The sequence below is a fragment of the Vibrio sp. SS-MA-C1-2 genome, from assembly GCF_021513135.1.
Lineage (GTDB): Bacteria > Pseudomonadota > Gammaproteobacteria > Enterobacterales > Vibrionaceae.
Genome location: NZ_CP090982.1, coordinates 118,296 through 137,267 on the forward strand (window position 1 = coordinate 118,296; position 18,972 = coordinate 137,267).

General features: G+C 39.7%; 18 protein-coding genes. 9 read left to right on the plus strand and 9 right to left on the minus strand.

Translation table 11 applies throughout. The features are described 5' to 3' along the window. Nucleotides 1–136: 136 nt before the first annotated feature. Complete coding sequence (locus L0B53_RS18835) at nt 137–307, minus strand: hypothetical protein (protein WP_235062310.1); 171 nt, start codon at nt 305–307, stop codon at nt 137–139. A 104-nt stretch (nt 308–411) separates the two neighbouring features. After that, on the minus strand, nt 412–2,481 hold the full coding sequence (dinG, locus tag L0B53_RS18840; RefSeq protein WP_235062311.1) for an ATP-dependent DNA helicase DinG: 2,070 nt from the start codon (nt 2,479–2,481) through the stop codon (nt 412–414). Between the two features lie 132 nt (nt 2,482–2,613). On the opposite strand from dinG, the gene L0B53_RS18845 reads away from it, so the two are divergent. Continuing rightward, nucleotides 2,614–2,907, plus strand: a complete 294-nt coding sequence (locus L0B53_RS18845; RefSeq protein ID WP_235062312.1) for a type II toxin-antitoxin system prevent-host-death family antitoxin — start codon at nt 2,614–2,616, stop codon at nt 2,905–2,907. After that, a complete protein-coding gene (locus L0B53_RS18850; protein ID WP_311197328.1) occupies nt 2,904–3,314 on the plus strand; it encodes a type II toxin-antitoxin system YafO family toxin in 411 nt (136 codons plus the stop codon). The genes L0B53_RS18845 and L0B53_RS18850 overlap by 4 nt, the downstream gene beginning before the upstream one ends. Before the next feature lie 25 nt (nt 3,315–3,339). Here L0B53_RS18850 and L0B53_RS18855 read toward each other — a convergent pair whose 3' ends face one another. From L0B53_RS18855 to L0B53_RS18885, 7 genes are read right to left on the minus strand one after another with little or no spacing between them, the layout of a single operon-like run. Beyond that, entirely contained in the window at nt 3,340–4,311 is a 972-nt protein-coding gene (locus L0B53_RS18855) for a S49 family peptidase (RefSeq protein ID WP_235062313.1), read from the minus strand. Between the two features lie 9 nt (nt 4,312–4,320). Then, nucleotides 4,321–5,013 carry a DUF4400 domain-containing protein gene (locus L0B53_RS18860; protein ID WP_235062314.1) on the minus strand — a complete coding sequence of 231 codons (693 nt, stop codon included), beginning with the start codon at nt 5,011–5,013 and terminating at the stop codon, nt 4,321–4,323. A 10-nt stretch (nt 5,014–5,023) separates the two neighbouring features. Beyond that, nucleotides 5,024–5,632 carry a hypothetical protein gene (locus L0B53_RS18865; RefSeq protein WP_235062315.1) on the minus strand — a complete coding sequence of 203 codons (609 nt, stop codon included), beginning with the start codon at nt 5,630–5,632 and terminating at the stop codon, nt 5,024–5,026. Nucleotides 5,633–5,641: 9 nt separating this feature from the next. Beyond that, a complete protein-coding gene (gene traD / locus L0B53_RS18870) occupies nt 5,642–7,543 on the minus strand; it encodes a conjugative transfer system coupling protein TraD (protein ID WP_235062316.1) in 1,902 nt (633 codons plus the stop codon). Continuing rightward, a complete protein-coding gene (gene mobH, locus L0B53_RS18875) occupies nt 7,540–10,512 on the minus strand; it encodes a MobH family relaxase (RefSeq protein WP_311197329.1) in 2,973 nt (990 codons plus the stop codon). The genes traD and mobH overlap by 4 nt, the downstream gene beginning before the upstream one ends. 2 nt (nt 10,513–10,514) lie before the next feature. Continuing rightward, the gene (locus L0B53_RS18880; protein WP_235062317.1) at nt 10,515–11,252 is read right to left on the minus strand and encodes a hypothetical protein; all 738 of its coding nucleotides are present in this window, start codon (nt 11,250–11,252) and stop codon (nt 10,515–10,517) included. Continuing rightward, nucleotides 11,245–11,946 (minus strand): hypothetical protein, encoded by a 702-nt coding sequence (locus L0B53_RS18885; protein WP_235062318.1) that lies wholly within the window; start codon nt 11,944–11,946, stop codon nt 11,245–11,247. The genes L0B53_RS18880 and L0B53_RS18885 overlap by 8 nt, the downstream gene beginning before the upstream one ends. A 1,228-nt stretch (nt 11,947–13,174) precedes the next feature. Here L0B53_RS18885 and L0B53_RS18890 point away from each other — a divergent pair. The 7 genes from L0B53_RS18890 (at nt 13,175) to L0B53_RS18920 (ending at nt 18,964) form a co-directional block, all read left to right on the plus strand. Further along, nucleotides 13,175–14,233 carry a ParM/StbA family protein gene (locus L0B53_RS18890; RefSeq protein WP_235062319.1) on the plus strand — a complete coding sequence of 353 codons (1,059 nt, stop codon included), beginning with the start codon at nt 13,175–13,177 and terminating at the stop codon, nt 14,231–14,233. 3 nt (nt 14,234–14,236) lie between these two features. Further along, nucleotides 14,237–14,689 (plus strand): hypothetical protein, encoded by a 453-nt coding sequence (locus tag L0B53_RS18895; RefSeq protein WP_235062320.1) that lies wholly within the window; start codon nt 14,237–14,239, stop codon nt 14,687–14,689. A gap of 177 nt (nt 14,690–14,866) precedes the next feature. Beyond that, entirely contained in the window at nt 14,867–15,454 is a 588-nt protein-coding gene (locus L0B53_RS18900; protein ID WP_235062321.1) for a hypothetical protein, read from the plus strand. A gap of 63 nt (nt 15,455–15,517) precedes the next feature. Beyond that, entirely contained in the window at nt 15,518–16,054 is a 537-nt protein-coding gene (locus L0B53_RS18905; protein ID WP_235062322.1) for a FlhC family transcriptional regulator, read from the plus strand. Further along, nucleotides 16,048–16,974 (plus strand): conjugal transfer protein TraF, encoded by a 927-nt coding sequence (gene traF / locus L0B53_RS18910; protein ID WP_235062323.1) that lies wholly within the window; start codon nt 16,048–16,050, stop codon nt 16,972–16,974. Before L0B53_RS18905 ends, traF begins: the two co-directional genes overlap by 7 nt. Before the next feature lie 102 nt (nt 16,975–17,076). Further along, on the plus strand, nt 17,077–17,544 hold the full coding sequence (locus tag L0B53_RS18915; RefSeq protein WP_235062324.1) for a hypothetical protein: 468 nt from the start codon (nt 17,077–17,079) through the stop codon (nt 17,542–17,544). Continuing rightward, nucleotides 17,534–18,964 (plus strand): conjugal transfer protein TraH, encoded by a 1,431-nt coding sequence (locus L0B53_RS18920; RefSeq protein ID WP_235062325.1) that lies wholly within the window; start codon nt 17,534–17,536, stop codon nt 18,962–18,964. The genes L0B53_RS18915 and L0B53_RS18920 overlap by 11 nt, the downstream gene beginning before the upstream one ends. Nucleotides 18,965–18,972 lie beyond the last annotated feature (8 nt).

The window sequence follows — 18,972 nt, forward strand, 5'->3', positions numbered from 1 at the left end:
CGTATGACCTACTTGTGCGGCGGTTGCTGATGTTGCCATTATCAGCAAAGAAAACAGTCTTCTCATTGCTCACCCCACTCAAACTCGGTCAGAATTGGTTGCTCGCTATCAATAGGCTGACTGCATTTGGCAAGTATCACATCGCCATCAAGAATAACTTCTCCTCGCGCTTTTTTATCGCTATTTCTTTTTTATTCAATGTAACGATTTCGCCAACCTGAACAATACGTTCATCATAGAGACACGTTTTTTCCGTCCCAGTTGCCAGCACCGGCGTAGTAATAAGTGCGAGTAAAAGTGGAGTCATAATTCAGCCTTACAATGTGTAACTGAATTAAGTATGAACGATGGTTTCGAGCCAAACCTGCGCTAACAGGATTAAAACGCACGTTTAACAAGAGAGTTTTCACATTATGGATAGGCATTATTTATTTTAAACGGCGGCAAACTATTAATAATCTGTTTACCATAGCCTTTTGTGGTTAACCGATTGTCCAGTATCACCACAATGCCTGTGTCATCTTCACTTCTAATCAGTCGTCCGACCGATTGCGTCAATGCTCGGGCAGTTGTCGGCAGTGTTAAATCGAAGAAGGGTTTGCGGCCTTGAGCGGCAATATTCTCAGAAACAACCGTCGCCAGTGGGGAATTTGGCATAGCAAAAGGAAGCTTTGTAATAATCACGTTTGTTACATATTGACGAGGCAAGTCTAATCCCTCAGAGAGCGATGAAACACCACAGAGCAATGATTTACCACCGTTATCAATAATGGATTTATGCTGTTTTATCAGTTCACTCTTGGATTTATCACCCTGCTTTAAGAGACTAAATCCTTGTTTTTCTGCTTTTTCCTTTATTGCATTACACACTTGATTCATCTGCCAATAGGAGCAGAATAGAACCAATATTGCTTTGTGTTGCCCAACACTTTTTTCTAATAAATTTTTAGATAAGTACTCGGTAAATGCAGTGGCATCAGAGGGCGAAACCTCAATATCGGGAAGGTGCAGTATTGCACTCTGTTGATAATTAAATGGTGAATCTAATTTCAACAGTTGCGCGTGCTCTGGACTACCAACTTCTTGCTTAAAAAGGTTGAAGTTATTCAACGATGACAACGTAGCTGAAGTCAATACCACATGACTTGCGTGCTCCCAAAGTTTGCTGGACAGAATTTCGCCTGGTGATAGCACGGTTGAGTTAAGCTGAAAACTGTCCGTATTGGACTTTTTATCAACCCAATTGGCAAATTGTGTGTCTTCGTCACCAGACAAGAAACCTGTTAGAACCATTTCAACTGTCTCATATCGTCCACCATAAAAGTGCCAATCAGAGAGCATGGTGGCGTGCTTAGTCGATAAACTTTGAGTATCCTTCATCTCTTTATCAATGAGCTGAATGATCTTCTTAATTGTCTTAATAAGATTGTTAGTAACATTTCGATAGTCAGATAATGGAGCCAGCAACTCCTTGTTTGGATCTCTAATAATGTAACTGCCATTGTCTTTGAATAAATTGGGGTTCGCTGCGAATAATTCATCCAGTTGATTTAATAGGGCGTTGCTATCCTGCATTAAGGGAGAGAGTGATTTCATCTCTGTTGTCATTGATGAGATGAAGGTTGCTTGATTACCCATGCTGTTAATTGTCTTAATGTGACGCTTGATAGCTTTATTTACACCATCGAGCATCTCAATTTGACCTTTTATCGAAAAACGACCTGATGTTGATTCTCTGGCGATATCTGACAGGTGGTGCGCCTCATCAATAACATAAATCGAATCTTCGGCAGCAGGCAGAATTACTCCTCCACCTTCTTTGAGATTTAAGTCAGCGAGCAATAATGCGTGGTTTACAACCAACACATCCATTTCATCAAGATTGTCTCGAACGAGATTGAATGGACATTCCGAATGACCAAGGTGTTTTTTACATCGATATCTGTCGCTTTGTACTTCTTGCCATAGACCTGCAGGGATAGCATGAGGATACGTTTCTTTGTCACCATTCCATTCATTGCTGTCCAAGAGTGACTGCATAGTAAGGAATGTTTGGTGCTCGCGTGAATCGTCAGGAAACATCGTACCAAATGACGCATCCCGACCAAGTGCGTCAAGCAATGCATGTTTACAAATATAATTCGCGCGGCCTTTGACCAGCGCGTATTTAAACGGCACATCAAAGAGTGTAGAAAATAGAGGAAGGTCTTTTTGGATTAATTGCTCCTGCAACGCAATCGTACCAGTCGATATGATCACCTTTTTATTACCAAGTGCAGGTGGTACAGCCCCGATGAGATAAGCGAGGGACTTGCCTACCCCGGTCCCGGCTTCAGCAAGAATCACACCTTTTTCTTCTGTGACCGATTTAGCAATTTCCCACGCAAGGCGTTTTTGAGAATCTCGTCCACGATAGTTTGGTATGATATCGGCACAACGATCAAATATTTTAATTAAAATATCAACTACTTCTCTATCCATGCTACATCCTATGGTTCACCTTTAGTAAGTATATGTTACTTCTGAAACTTGTAATACATCATTAACAACATTGCCCACTCAATCAGAATAAAGTACAATATTTGGTACAAATTAAAGTACAAGGTTGAAATCATGAAAGCAAGTACGATTTATGCACAGAAGGCAATATCTTCCAGTGAAGCACGTAAGCATTTCAAAGACTGCTTATCAGGTGAGCCAGTTGTGATCTTATCTAACAATGAACCTGCTGGGTATATGATGAGCGCATCCTTCTTTGAAAGCCTAATGAAAGCGTTAGAAAGTAAAAATGCCACATCAATATCTTCATTTCGTCCGATGAGTGCAAGATTAGAAGCCATTGCTCATCTCAATGTCTCTGCACTTGAGAATATTGACAACACTCAATTGGGTGAATTTGAAGAATGAGTCTTAGGCAAAAGATAAGAGTATTCAAACATAAAATTTTAATTGAATCTCTAACTCAAAATGAGCTAGACGCACTAGTTAATGACTTTAAATCTTATAAAGAAACAGGGGTTATTCCAGAGTTTTTTGGTAGAGATGAGCCATACAATCACCCACACACTCTACCAATATTAAAAACAGAAGAAGTCAAACATATTCACTTAGCAACAGAGGATGCCCCCTTTCTTCAATCAATTCAGTTTTATCAGACAAGTGATAAACATTTAGTTTACTGCCAAGGTTGGAATAATCCTCATTGCTACCTTCTCATTGCGATACTGGCACCTAATGCCCATGAACAAGCTAGAAATCGTACAATTATGTTTAACTTAGGAAAAATTGCTGAAATTTTCAGGCAACAATTTTGATATTTACTTACTATTGGCGTTTTCTTCAGTAAGATATATTATATACCGATGTCTCATTCAGCTTAATATCAATCGCTTTTGAGACAACTTCAGCCCAAAACTCGCTGGTTAATAGCGATTTAATCGAGAAAGGCTTACGTGTGTAATTCTGAATAGTGTCGAGTTGGTACTGCTCAAGCACTTCCTCTCTTAACTGGAAGTGAGTTTTAATTTCGTCAACAAAACCTAAGTCCATTGCTTCTTTACCCGTCCAAATATAACCAGTAAACAAATTCGGGTTATCAATCTGCAGTTTATCCCCACGCCCCTCAATAAGCGCATCTTTAAACTCAACATAAAGTGGCGCCAAGATTTTCGACTTAACATGGGCAACGGCTTCTGCGTTTTCCGGTAAATACGGATCTAACAATGTTTTATTTTTCCCTGCTGACAGGGTACGTCGCTCGATATCAAGCTTCGCCAATATCTTATCAAAACCCCAAGAGTCCATCCGAACGCCAATCGAGCCAATCATACTGTTACGGTGGGCAAATACCATGTCGGCGGCACTGGCCATGTACAAACACGCTGAAGCACAAACCTCACCAACCGAGAAGAAAATAGGTTTAGCGGTGGTATCACGCATGTCCATCATTGTTTGATGCAGAATTTCCGCCTGTACAGGGCTTCCGCCTGGTGAATTAGCTTCAATGATTATTGCGTGGGCAAGCGGGTCATTCATTGCCTTTTTGATGGCCTCTGACAGAATTGTACCATCGGCAGTTTTACTTCCCCGCTGCACAGGTCCCTCTAGCTGAATCAAAGCAACGTGTGGCATCGGTACTTTCCAGAAATGATTCATATAAAGTGTATGACCAATACCAAAAATGACAGCTGTGACGATAGCGATCACTTTAAGCGTGTTAAACCGTGTCATCGTTTTAAAACGCTGCGTCATATCAGCAACTTGAGCTTTTAATGGTGGGCTTTCTTTTTTCTTCTTCTTGAAAAGTAACATAAAATCCTCCTAAACACGGGTATAGTGTCGAATAAGTGAAGATGTCGTCAATATCATGACCAAGATGAACATTAACGGTACATAATGCCAGTACGCGACACTGACCATTGGGATAATTAAATAGATAATAAAAAGGAAGATGCTAAGAGCAATGCTGTTGAGCATCACGCCACTCATCTTAATGTTCTGGATTTCAAAGACAGCTAATCGTATCTTGTAGTTGTAAAACGCATCCATCGCAAAGATAAACCATGCGACACCGCCTAATACGAACCACTCCCAAACAAAGTTAGCTCTAAATAACGCCCGATAAGACAGTAACTTAAAGTTTGTCACAAAAGCATTGGTAACATTGGTCACTTTTGCCAGAGCAACCGAGTAACTACTGTCGATTTGCCGATATATTTGTGTCTCTAAATAGCCGACGATACCGGACTCGATAAACATCGACTGATAACTAGAGTTAGTTCTCTCAATGGCTGTCCGATACTGACTATCGACAAGCGATTGTTGGGAGAGATGTATCTCACTGGCCACTTGCGACTGGAGTTCCTCCTCGTTTAGCCAAAACAGGCTATAGGCCAATGTGAAAAACAAGCTCAATATAATCAGAACAGGCGCAATGGTTTTATATTGATACCCTTTACCAATAAGGCTTTTATTGCCCTCGTCGATTAAATCATTTGTATCGTAAGATGACATAATGACCTCCTCATGCTACGCCAAGATTCAGGCTGCTTGCTATTGGGTTTGCTTGCGTGTTGCGCCCCATATGCGGCACAAATCCCCACAACACCAAATCACTGCGACTAAATACGCGAGCCAATACGATAGTTGCCAACGTGTTTTTATTTAAATCACTTAGCTCATTTTTGTAGCGATAAATGTTCACATCGCACTTCTGATGAACAGTGCAGAACTCATCATAGTTCAACTCAACGGGATCAAAGTGCAAGTTCATGATTTCATCCTTACGTGACCCACCTCGACGACCCGCCGAGGTGATATGCACGCTGTAGTTGAACATCTCGCCAAGTGCGGCAAAAATTTTATGGAACACTTGTTGTGACATCGACTTAAAATCAATTTCCTCTTTTTTCATGCACTCATAAAGATCAAGACTCTCGCAGAGTGTATCGATACTTAAAGAACGGTTTTTTTGACCGATATCAAAACCAACAACTTTGAAAAAATTCATAAAGAAACGTGGGAAGCTTGGCCACATCACTGAAACTTCTTTAAGCAGTGTGAGATGACGATGACCTAAATTTTTCGTAATTTGTGAAAAAGGTGGTAGTGGCTTTAATTTTATCTCTTTCATACCAACGCCTTATCGTGGTTCAACAGGTAGACGAACTAACGTTTTGTCGCCATTTGAAAATGAGCAGATTGCCTGTAAGTTCGGCAAGCCTGAAACGAGCTGTGGTGGAAATAGTGGTCGTTCCTGAGAGTCTTCTCTCATACCTCGGCCCCCTGAGAACTGACCAAATCCGTCATAGGTGTTAGATGTGTTACTGCGCATTTTGGTGTATTTAACAAGGTCGGCGTAACCAATTTTGTCTGAGATATATTCACGCGTTAACTGGTCTTCACAGCGGAAGCCAATTGTGTTTGCACAGAGTGATGTAATACGGTCTAGTTGCTCTTTAGGGAAATCTCCCAAGCCTTGTGAGGCGAGCGTTAATTGATATCGACTTTGACGACCAACCGCTAAGAGCGATAACAAAGTATCATTGATAGCACTATGGCCTTCATCAATATAGAAACTCACTTTCGGTAGTTGGCCACCATTTGAAAAGTTGTAGCGAGAAGCGGATGCCCCTGCGACGGCCGCTGACACCAATTTAGAAATAGAACCTGCAATGATGTCATCGGTTAGACCATCGGTAGCCATATAAAGTACACCACCGAGTTTGGCCAGTTCTTCAATGTTAACGATATTGGGATCATTGAGCTTTATATCTGCATTATTAGGCGAGAGGAGATTACCTAAAGGCTCAGAACAAAGCTGTTCTAACAGTGCATTAAGTGATGCTGTTTTAGAGGCAATGTCCGAGTCCGACTTAGAGAACTGGTCAATTATGCCCGACACTGAGGCATCACTCTGTGTTTTCGCCAATGTCAATTGATAATACCCCACCATCTTATCGAATAAGGTGGTGCCGGGGATTGTTTGGAATTGTGACTGCAAATCACTCTCCCACGTTTGACCAAAATGGTTTGTGTAGTAGCGTAATAAACACTTCTCTACCAATGTCCCCATCCCCTCACGCAGATAATATCTGAGTGTCTGAATGGTAATACGCTCGCCAATATAGTGAATGGCTTGGGCAACTTGGTTAACTCGTTCCCAACAGAAAGCACGGAAGACTTCCCCACTAGGGCCACCTGCAGGGATGCAGTTAACGATACGTGTGGCAACATCCGTCGTTCGGTTGATATTGGCTAAACAATCCACGATGCATGACTCACTTGGTCGAGCAGGAGAGAAATAATAGAAATCACGCTCTCTACCTTGACGCCTCATCTCATCTTCCAGCCCATAACGCAGCTCTGGTGTGTTTTTTGGATCGATAACGATGAGAAGGACTGGCTCTTTATCGTGTTGCCATAATTCGTTAAGAGCCATCATTTTCAAAATCGTTGTCTTTCCAGTCCCCGGCAAACCAACTATCAACGAATGTGCTCGCCATGTGTCATTTCTCACGGTGACCGTTTTCTCGTCGCCAAGTCCCATCAAAAAGGGCTCCCCGCCCAATTCTTCATTGAGTTGTTTGTTATACGGCACGATTTTTCTCATAAAGAATGGTACTTTGATTTCTCGACGAAATGAGGGCATGGAGAGCACTTTATACATGTCTGTTGCGTGCTCTGGGCCATAGTTATAGCCCGTGCCAAGATAAGTACGTTCTGGCGTTTTAGCTGCCTTTTTACGCGTTGCTTCTAATTTTTCTACAGTTAGCTGTGTGCTGACCAATTTAGCCTGACGTTTGAGAAGCGGCATGGCTTGTCTTATTCGGACAACAAACATCACTGCACAGACTAGGACGCACATCATCGAGAACATCATCGTGTCAGAGACTTGATAGCCATTGAACAACACATACATGCTCTCCAATCCACCCGCGATGAAATAGAACACCATTCCAATAAACCAAACTCTGGCTTGTTTTATCTCATACACCTCTCGAAATGAGTGCTCAATACTTTCTATTAGTCGATTAAATTTCATGAATCAACCTCCGTTTTGGTTGAGAAAAGTTCCAATAGACCAGAGCGGTCAACGCTTTCTTGGAAGAAATCAGGGATAAGGAACACGGTTTTGTCTTCACTGATACCCTCAAGAGCTTTAAATAACTCTCCATCCGCCGTGTACTTATCTGCTAGTTTTAAAATATGCACTTCAGGAATAGATGTCAGGTTCGATACCATCAGCATTAAAGACTGATTCACACCCAAGTAATCATCTGATATTCCTTGGATATTCTTAGGTACTCGGTAGTACTGGAGCTTAATATTTGAGCGAGAGTTCTCCAGTTTTTTCATGATAACGTTGGCATTGTCTTCACTAATGGTCAGATTGCGACTAGCGGCAAAGTGGCGAATAACTTTTTTAATAAAGCCTTTGGCTACATAAACAACATCTGCACGGGACTCAACGACAAGCAATGTCTTGGGCGTTACTTTAAATTGGGTTGAATGAAAGTAGTTAGCCAACATCAGAGCAAATGCATGATACTTTTCGCTAGGTACGATATTCATTTGACGCTGCACACCTGCACTAAATCGTGCTGCACGGCGTTTTGGATCATCACCCGATTTTGTTACCTGAAACGGTACCGGTTTTTTGTCTGCTTTTTTGGCTTTACTACTTTCTTCTTGATTGTCTGGATTAGTCTCAGATTGTGGAGGTGTGCTCGGAGAAGTACCTTGAGATGCAACTGCAGGTTCTCTCGCCTGTTCATCAGTAGTCGATGGCTTAACATTTTGGGTAGAAGGCTGGCCATTATTTTCTTTAGCCTTTTTCGCAGGTTTCTTTGCGGCTGGTTTGCGTCGACTGGTGAATGCTGTCGGTTTAGGCTCAGTATTAACAGTTGGCACTGTTTCTTTTGCATCCAGGTTAGATGAAGGCTCTTTTGAAGAATCTACTTTTGCACTGACCGATGCGGAATTTTTTGGATTTTCATCAACTGCAGGCTGCGGGACTTCAGGTTCAATGATTTCTTTAAAGACTGGCTTCTTAATTGTCGGTGTTGGACTTTTTACAGGGTGCCTGTTTTCATTGCCGGTTGTGCTGGACTGAGAAATGTCTTCTTGGCCACTGTGGTCATCTGTTGTTTGGTTATCAGCAACCTCGACTGCAGAAGACACCACATTATCGTCTGTATTGTCTGCCTTCTCACCTGTTTCGCCATACGTGAAAGGTGTTTGCGCTGTACCCAGTGAATAACTGTAATCGCCACTCGGTAATTTTAAGGTTAATGAGGCGTCATAGTACGAGTTACAAAACTCTCTTTTTCCAGCGGGTTTAATTCGATACGGTTCACCAAAATCCGTATCGAGAAAGTCTTTCCACGTCACAGGTGATGCCTGCTCAGTCTGATTTGGAATTTTCACAACGGATTGCGCGGCTTGCTTGCGCTCCATCAACGCTTTGTTAGCCCTATCGATGGCACTGGAGACTCGTTTCGACTGTTTATCAATCTCGCTCATGCCTTCTTGTGGGAATGGTCGGTAACCCTCAACCTCATCCCCTTCAAAGACATTTTTATAACGCGCCTGGTCATCGCAGGTCTCTGGATATTCAATACTTATCTGTTGTCCAACTTCGTCAAACGACACGACTTCTCCCGCTTCAGATAACAAAAGCTGACAATTAGGAATGTTTGGCGGCATAATATCGCCATCAAACACAACGCCTTCGAACATGAATTGCATCACATTGACGTTAAACTCTGCCCCACTTGGTTTAAAGAAGGTCAACGTAGAAGTCAATGAGTGCTCATGCAGATGACGGAGCATCCCGCCATCGTACATCATTCTAATCACACGCTCGGGCGAAATAGGTAGACGGTTAGGCTCTCGCTTATTAACAAATCGAATAATATCGCCAATGCCTTTTTCCGCATCAATGTATAAACGCTCACCCACAACAAACAAACGGCCTTTATCTTTGTTAATGTACTTTCGCCAACTGCCTTTGTACAAATCACGGATAGCCAGTGTAATTGTTGCTTCAATTGCGGCTTTACGCTCACCGAATGCCTGGTGCCACTGCACTTTCATGTCGCGCTCGGACGAATAACAGTCTGCTTGACGCAGAGAGGTTTCTAAAAAACCATCTTGAGTTTTATAGTTCGATAAGCAATTTGCTATCGGACCAGATAAGTTATCATCACTGGTAAATAGCCATGCCTTTACTTCGGGTGTCAGTATTGACTCAAGCAGAAAGAGAGAGAGATTATCATGAGCTTTGTGCATTCTATTCGGCTTCCATGTCACCACATAACGCTTAATGTTGTTATCAACTGCCCATTCGAAAATAGTTTGAGTTTGCGGATTCCAAACACAATCTTCGTTATCTCGGTCACTAATGATCATGTCATCGATAACTTTACCCGCATCATGTAAAATACCAACCAGCCAGCTTGCATATTGCCAGCGAACCAAACGTTCTCGCTCTACGTCCTGAAGACCAATCGGGACAGGGCGGGAAAATTTACACGCTCGCAGTGACATTAAGGCAACCTCTAACGAGTGGCGCAGTAAACCACCCACATCGCGGTGATGATTAAATTCACTTGCAGGTAAAAGATGAAAATAGGCGATGACTCTAGCGATGACTGGCATGTACATTTTTTCAAAGGTTTCACCATTACCTTCAATGCCCATATTAGACGAGCGAATCGTCTCGTTTATAATGTCTTTATAAACATAAACAATGTCCTGAACAGACAAAATAGGAACACCATCTGGTGTTGGGGGATATTCTAAAATTAGGCGGAGTTGCTCCTGCATCTGCTTGATATGCACATCTTGTTTCTCAAGAAGCTTCGTCTTTGCACGCACCACCATCTTGAGATGTTGTACTTTATCAAAAGTCGAATTTATCAAACCAAATTTTTGCAAATACCTAAATACCTGAGTCGATAATTTGGTCGGTACAAAACGCTTAACTAAAGATAATCCCCATACAGCCATAATTAACTTGCCTCCGTTTTTTTCAACTCATCAACTAAGTCGATTTGGTCTTCTTGGTTGACTGATTTGGACTCTGGTTTTTCAGCGACCAATTCTGACAAACCTTCTGTATCAGAATCATCGTTTTGAGCATCAACAATTAATTCAGGCATGATTGATTTAAGCTGATGGCGCATCGCTTTGTTCATGTTTGGACTAGGACGATTAAACTTCTTCAACACATTCGTCTCACGATAAATCTCCATCACAAAGCGATCATAAATGGCGCGGTAACGAAGTTTGGCTATCACCATACGATCTTCTGACAAGATACCTGCATACCAAAATTTTTCGATATTGGTAAATTGACGGTCACCATTTTTAATGCCTGTCACAATTGGCATCATGATAGGGTGTGTAACCTCAAGCTTATGGATAAAGTTCTCAGGGGAAACGAACTCGAACTCCTTCAAGTTCAACTTCATTTTTTTCGCATTACGATGGCACTCTCTGACCATTGCGTTGTACTCAATGTCAAAGTCATTCACATCTTCATTGAGTCGCTCAAAAATCGGATTAAAGACATCGTTCACAACTTGGCGCAGCTCTTTATTTGTCTCCGTGGCTTTATGTAACAGGGCAACACGCTGCATTGCGCCCATCATTCTTGATTCAATATTCTCTAAAATTTCGTGAACCACTTCTGATTGGCAGTAGATTTCACGAGGCATGTTCTTTCGGCGTTGAGTGAACTTAGGCATAGTCAGTCTCCTTTTGTTGGTAACTTATGCTTATTTTCAGACCGAGTTGGTCGGTTACTATCTGTCGCAGGGCGACATTGGATTTATTATGTAGATATTTAATCTCCTCTTTATGGGTTGCTCTGATCACCATCTTTAGGAACTCAGTCTCACTACTCATCAACGCTTTCCAAAGCAGCCGCGTCTTAAAATAGAACGCGACATCAATCATTGATGCGTTCATAAAGTCCAAGTACCACAACATCTCATTATCATCGAGATAAGACGTCATGCTTGATGGCTTATATAAGAAATAATCACCATTCTTTCTTCTCATTTTTTTTCTTATAGTAAAACTAAATCGTTGAATCGCTTTCACCTGCTCTTGTGATGTTACGTGCAGGTAATTTTTTTTACGGCCTGTTGCTTCTCTTGAGTAATCTAGAGCACATAATGTTTTTCTCAGGACTTCTGGTGTGTCCAACTCTGACTTGTTTTTTTTAATACGCAATACGACACGCGACATTCCCACATACGATCGAACGCCATTTTTTATATTGGACTGTCTGAGATTCCTATTACTCGCTTTCTGCTTTTCAATGTACTTTTCATTAAGAGCATGTTCTATGTTAGCGGTAAGCCATACAGCCTTATCCAAAAGAGCCAACGCTTCTTGATTAAATTCAGAATAAAAACGGTCAATTAATGTTTGCATAACCTACTCCTTTATATTGATTATGTATTAAGTATGAGCGATGGTGTCGAGCTAAACCTCTGCTAACAGGACCAAATGACCCCGATTAGAAGATATTTTTATTTTTATTTGCCCGAAAACCAATAAGGCAGCGGATGGCTAACAAGAACGGAGTATGGTGATTGTATTTCATTTAATAAATAATTGATTAATTATTCGTTAGTCTCTAGGCCGTTTGGCCAAGACCTAGAAATAGAGTTTTAACTGAATCCCCAATCTAATCCAACGTGAACGAAGAAACAAATGAATATCGTAAATAAGAAAAAACACTATATTTTTACGAAATTATAGGTGAATATCGATATAAGAAAATATAACCTACTCGCCAACTTTAATATCTACAAATAACTTACAAAACAATAAAATAAAAAATGAAAAAACAAAGGAAATAAAAATAGCTAACTAATGAATATCGATATAAATAATCAACAAAACAACGTAAAAAATGATTTTTTAACTTTATAATTTCAAAAGAATTAATTCAGTTAAATTTCCAACAAATAACACTGTTTTTTTAACCCAACTAATGAATACCGAATATTATTTTGTATCAGTAAGCCGTAAAAACATTTAGAGTAATCCACTGATTTAAAAGGAAATATAGATTATGCACGTTTTATTCATTTTTTAACACAAAATTGTGAAATAAAAAAAATATCAACAACTTACACTAAAATAAACAAAATAACATATCCCACAAACAGTTTTAATATCCTATAAACAGATTTAATATCCCATGAACAACTTTAATATCCCATAAGCAGATATAATATCCCATGAACAACTTTAATATCCCATAAACAGAGTATAAAAAATAACAAATTAAGACACCCTTTAGTCATCATGAAAAAAGCAAAGCAACACACATAAAATATCAATAACCTACATGAAAATAAACCTAATAACATATCCCATAAACGGTTTTAATATCCCACAAACGGTTTTAATATCCCATAAACAGTTTTAATATCCCATGAACACGAAATCTTCTCTATTTTTGAAAGCATCGTGATTACATATATAATTACAGCAATATCAATCGAAAATACACATCCTTACGCACAATAAATAGAATACTTTAATATCCCAAAAACAAATAAATCCAAATTAATATTAATTTTACCTTGATTTTTTAATGAATAATTATATAAATTAAAATAAACACCAAATATAATAATGGAGCAGTATCATGAGTAATAAAGTATCTCTCGTAGGATGTGCCGTAGATATTGGTTTTGGTACAACAGCAATCGGCTACAATATAAAACCAACGTCCTCAGAAATTAAATTTAATTTATTCCCAAGTAGGACAGTACGCACCAATAAAAATAGGAGCCTTGAACTATCAAGCGGAATGTTAGAAAAAAGAGAATCAGTATTCGTAAAGGTAAATGGAACTGAATACGAGGTCGGCCCAAGCGTTTCCTCAATTACCAACCCAGACGAGGTTCGCTCACTTAATTGCGAGTTCACATCATCGGATAAATACCTTGCATTATTCTATGGTGCATTGAGCCTGCAAGATGCTGACACGATCAATATCTTGGTTGCTGGACTGCCACTCAATGCCCTTGGAAAAGTAAATAAGGTGGAATCACTTCTATTTGGTCATCATCAAATTGGCGAGAGAAATATTAATATTGAAAAAGTGAAGGTATTTGCACAACCGCTTGGTGCGCTTATTCATCACGCAAAGTGTATTGCACAAGAGCAAGGAATAACTGACCCGCTTTCCGTCATTGCAGATAAAAAACGACTTATTATTGATCAAGGGTATGGCACGTTCGATTTTCTAACAACCATAGGTTTAACCGCTGACGATAAACGCTCATCGGCAGTCAATCTCGGCCATAATAAAACGATTTATGCGATATCAGAGCATCTAACTTCACATTTCGACATAGACATTCCGTTCGATCTCATTGATCAAGCTTTTCATACAGGAAAACTAGAAGTGTTTGGTCAGAGTTATGACTTCCCGACATCTACTAATAATGAGTTTGATGTGATGCCAATCATAAACTCTCACTGTGATGATTGTATCGAAGCACTAAAAAATAAAGTAGGTAATGCCGTCGATATTTCAGAAATTTTGGTATCGGGTGGACCTGCAAAATTTTTCGTTAAGCCACTCATAAAAGCGTTTCCGAGACACAATATTACGTTAGTCAATCAACACCATATTGCTGTTACACTCGGTTTCTCAGAGTTAACAAAGGTATTATTGCAGACAATGCAAAAGGGGTGAGCTATGGACTTTCCAAAAGTAAAATATAATAAAGAATTTCTTCCACCACAAAGTGCGCCAGAAGAAATTAAGGATCACTTAAAAACTCTTTGTCGAATGGTGTATCAGTTTGATGAGGCAAAATTAACAGAACTTGAGTTATATTATTTTGTTAATCGCCTATCCACGCCAGATACAATTAGACTCACTTTTTTTGATCCATTGGATGAACTTTATAATTATATTGCAGACTGTCATCACCGACAAAAAACAATCAATCGCCTGCTTCGTTGTAGTTTTGCCATGCTCCATCAATGTCAAGTTGAAAAATTAACACTTCAGAGCAATACAGCAGTGAGTAGTAATAATACGGCTCAAACAAATCACGATGAAACTAATACAGGTACTTCGAGTGAGAAATTTGAAGATACATCATTTAATTCATCATTACTTGATGCCTTGAAAATTGACCTATAGAGAAAAGTGTCAACTTTATTAACTTGCAATGCTCAAAATATAAGCAATAATTTGTATATCAATTTAGGAAAATTGATACCTGAAATTAGCGTCGGGCTAAATTTCAAAAAGGACACAAACTTAATTTGGAATTAGGTTTGTACGTGCTAAATCATTATGTATTTAGAGGGTAATAATATGTCTTTAGATAACCTAACTCAGTTGGGACGCACACTCATTGCGTCTGCACAAAATCACAATATCTCCACGAACTTTTCTGATTCATTTGATGAAGAACGATTCTTTGCATTAGCTCATTCTAATGTCAAAAATGTCTTATCATCAAATGGTTGCCCATTGAAACTCATCCCAGTCTCATATCGCGGCTGCTCACCTATCAAGTCTTTTATTTTAGCTTGCCAACGCTTTAACTTTAAAGAGTACTTATCGCTGTATGAAGAGCAGTACAAAACTAAGCTAACAAATGAAAATACAATGGTTCATAATCACGCTTTTGCCATCCTATTTGAAATTCACACTTTAGCAAAAACAGAACCACTCCAAGTAAAAACATTCTTAGCCTGTACTGATGCTGATGTTGCAGCAATTGCAGAACTTCCGCTTGAGCGTTGGACGGGCTGCCTAGCACATGGTTACATCCCATTCACACTAAGTTGCGCAAATGACTTTATTGATTGTTGTGAAAAAGATAATGAAAAAAATTATTTCAATGCACTCATTAAAAAGCAAGTTCAGTCTCTTAGTGAAACACTACTCGCAGCATAATATCTTTACTCCATAGCCATACTTTTTTGAAGGTATGGCTTATTTTTTGTGAGGTGTAGCCATATGAAACTCATGTGTGAATCAACCAAATTCTTCGTACATAACCAAGAAACTTCATTAGAATTAGTCAGACTTGGGGCATCAAAAACAACAATCACCGCGCTTTTTGATACATGTACAAAAGTCGTTAAAAATGAAATTGTAGCTCGAAACAGAGCGTCTGGAAAAAAGCACACTCGCGTAACGTGGCGAGTAAACTTCCTATCTGTATCTAACATTCACTCTTATAAAGGTGCAGCACTATTCTATCTTTGCTACCTGAGAGAAATTGGTCAAAATGAAATCCCATCCAATATAGATCCTGTCTCTGTACTTCATGCTTATAAAACATTTTTACGCACGTTCACGGAAGAAAGAGCACTAAAGCACTTTCCAGTAGACCGTGCTGTTGAAATACTCACTAAAGTCCGAGATAACTCAATTAAATTAGTTCAGTGCAAAAATGAAGACTGTCGATGTTCTTATATAGTACCAAGTGAACTTGATCAAACGACTTGTCCGTTTTGTCGTAAGCGTAACAGGGAGTCGGATCTATGCTGAAACCATTATTAATTTCTACTTTACTATTTTCTTCATCACTATTGGCAAGTGACGCTTACATTAATAGTAATGATTCGCCTGGAGGCTGGCATTTTTATGTCGATCCCAAAAAAGAAGAAGAAGTAAAAAAAGAGAAACCTACCCCACCACCACCATCTGCAAGTCCTGCAACCACATCTGCAAAACCTCTAAGTTCCGAATGGATACGTGCTAATTGGACTGTTTTTCGTGATGCCGCTATAGACAATCCAAGCCCTGAAAATATACGCCGTTTAAGAAATTTGCAGCGCGTTATTATGGATAAAGCACAGGTTTTCTCTGAAGAATTTATGAAGGATGTTGCTCAAAACTCGATGCTGGATGAAACTGTTGCTCGTCCAACTTCGTCGTTCGGTATCATTGCACATGGCCGCGAGGCATATTTAGCTAAAAAGCCACTGATTGAGAAAATTGGTCAACAAGCGGGTTTTTGGTTTTTCTATGAGTCAGATTGTCCATATTGTAATAAACAAGCGCCTCTTATGAAGTCAATCGAGAATATGGGCATTAAAACTCAAGCGATTAGTATCGATGGTCCAGCATTAAGCAGTGGTTTATTTGCCGACAATTTTATTGTTGATAGGAAAGGGAAATATAAAGAACTTGGTGTAAGCCGCGTTCCTGCTTTATTTCTTGTTACGCATGATGGCGAGTTTATTATTCCAGTATCACAAGGCATTTTAACTCAGAACGAAATTTTAGAAATGACGTTTAAGCAGTCAAAAGCGGCAGGCCTTATTACAGCAGAAGAATATGATTCAATCGCTGATGTAAAATCAATGCAGCGTTATACCGAATTTAACGAAGAAAATATCGATGTCGAGCGTCTTTCAACCGATCCACGTTACTTCAATCAGCTCATGGAGAGTGGAAATTTTTAAAACTTTCTTCTAATCGGGGCTTTTTAGTCCTGTTAGCAGGGTTTTGGGTTGTTTTCATCATTCATACTTATAAATAACAAGATTTTTTATAGGTGTATAGATATGATGAAAACGACTTCAACAACGTTGGCAATACTGTTCTCTTTATCTGTATTTGCAGCTCAAGAAGAAGAAACCATTTATCAATTCGAGTCTATACCACCCGCCAAAATAGATAACTCACTTGTTCGTCAAATTCAGACTGATTTGGTCAAAGCACAGCAAGAACATAATGAGGAAGCATTGTCTCACTCGATTTTGCATTATTACTCTCATGTTATCCCTGCGCTTCGATACAACAGTGTCGTACTAAATAATGAACTCTCAACGAATCTCTACATCATTGCTCACGATGCCAGTATCAACTATATAAAGTTACGGCTATCTGATAGCAATAAATGGAACATGGATGAGTATCAATTTCTAAAAAAGATAGCCATTGATGACGCCCTAGAAGGTATCAATAAAATCCAATTAAATTTGGATCAGATCGTTAGTATGCCACAAGGAGGTCAAGATTATGTTCAATAAAATTTTAACAATTATTCTCTCCGCCATGTTCAGTATTGGCATTTTATCGGTTGCAAATGCAGGTAGTCCTCTTAAAGATGTCTTTGATAGTTACTCTGTTAGTCATGGCATGACAACGATTGAAACTCAAAAACGAACGGGTGTTGTCTTTGGTTCAGCCAACATTCGCTTCAAAGGCACAGAAGAAGAACTTTTCAACTTCCAAACCCCTTCAATATCGGCAGGTTGTAACGGAATCGACATGCAGCTCGGCGCATTTTCTGCTATCAAAGACCTCTCAGGACAACTACAGAATGCTATGCGGCAAATTGCCGCTGGTGCCGCATCATACGCCTTCATGTTAGCAATAGACTCACTTTGTGCCCAGTGTAGCTCACTAATGCAAGCATTAAAGAAAAAATTAGACCAACTTTCTCAGTTCTTTAAAAATGCGTGTGAAGCAGGAAGTAAGTTTATGGAAAATGTGGCCACGGAGCATGGTATAGAAGAAAAAATCAAATCCAATGCAGCAGTGACAGCCGTAAATGAAGGTCTAGAAGATGACGTTAGTTCTTGGGTTAACAAAATTCCTTCAATGGGCATCGCGGATATGATGGACTTCATCACGCCAGATGGCATACCTAATGAAGATTTAGAGATCTATTTTGGTAATGTCATTTACAATGCGTTCGACATGGCAAACATCAAAGATACCACAACCATTGGTGGTGGTGATTGGAAATACTTTGAGTTAATTCAATCAATCACGGGGACTTATATCGCACCTAAAGGGCTGGACAAATATGATATCTATAGCTACCCGAGTCAAGTTTCACTGTCTGAGCTGGCCTACGGTAAGCCAAATGGAAAACCTTTCACTTACTGGGATTGCAATAATAACACTGATTGTGATGAAGTGACCAAAGTTGAAAAGACTAACTGGAAATCACTCTCTCACCATATTTGTTTAACGATCATGGGACTGAGTTCAACCGCAAGTGAATGCGTCACGCCTGGTGATGCAAACCTGATTTCTGTTTATAAAGATGGTGGAAGAAGTAAAACCCTCACATCAGATCAAGTCGCTCTGCTATCCGTATCTACTATTAATGTGTACGGCATGATGCGTCACTTTGCTGTTAAAGGTTACAAAATGGAGCAACTAAGTGGCGCGGTAGAATATCTCTCACAATTAATTGCGTATGAGTATGCAAGAGCACTCGCTGTTGATGTGCAAACTCAGTTAATGAATGCGCATCACTCGGCTAAAAACCAAAATGCAGATGTCACAGACAATATCCAAAAGTTACTAAATACACTAAACACCCAACTCGCAGAGTTAAATTCGACCTATAAAACTCGCATTGAAGGTCATCCAAATCACGAAGCGGTATCTGAAGTTGTCGGTGACATCATGAACCATAATACGTTTTATAGATAAGGGGCAGA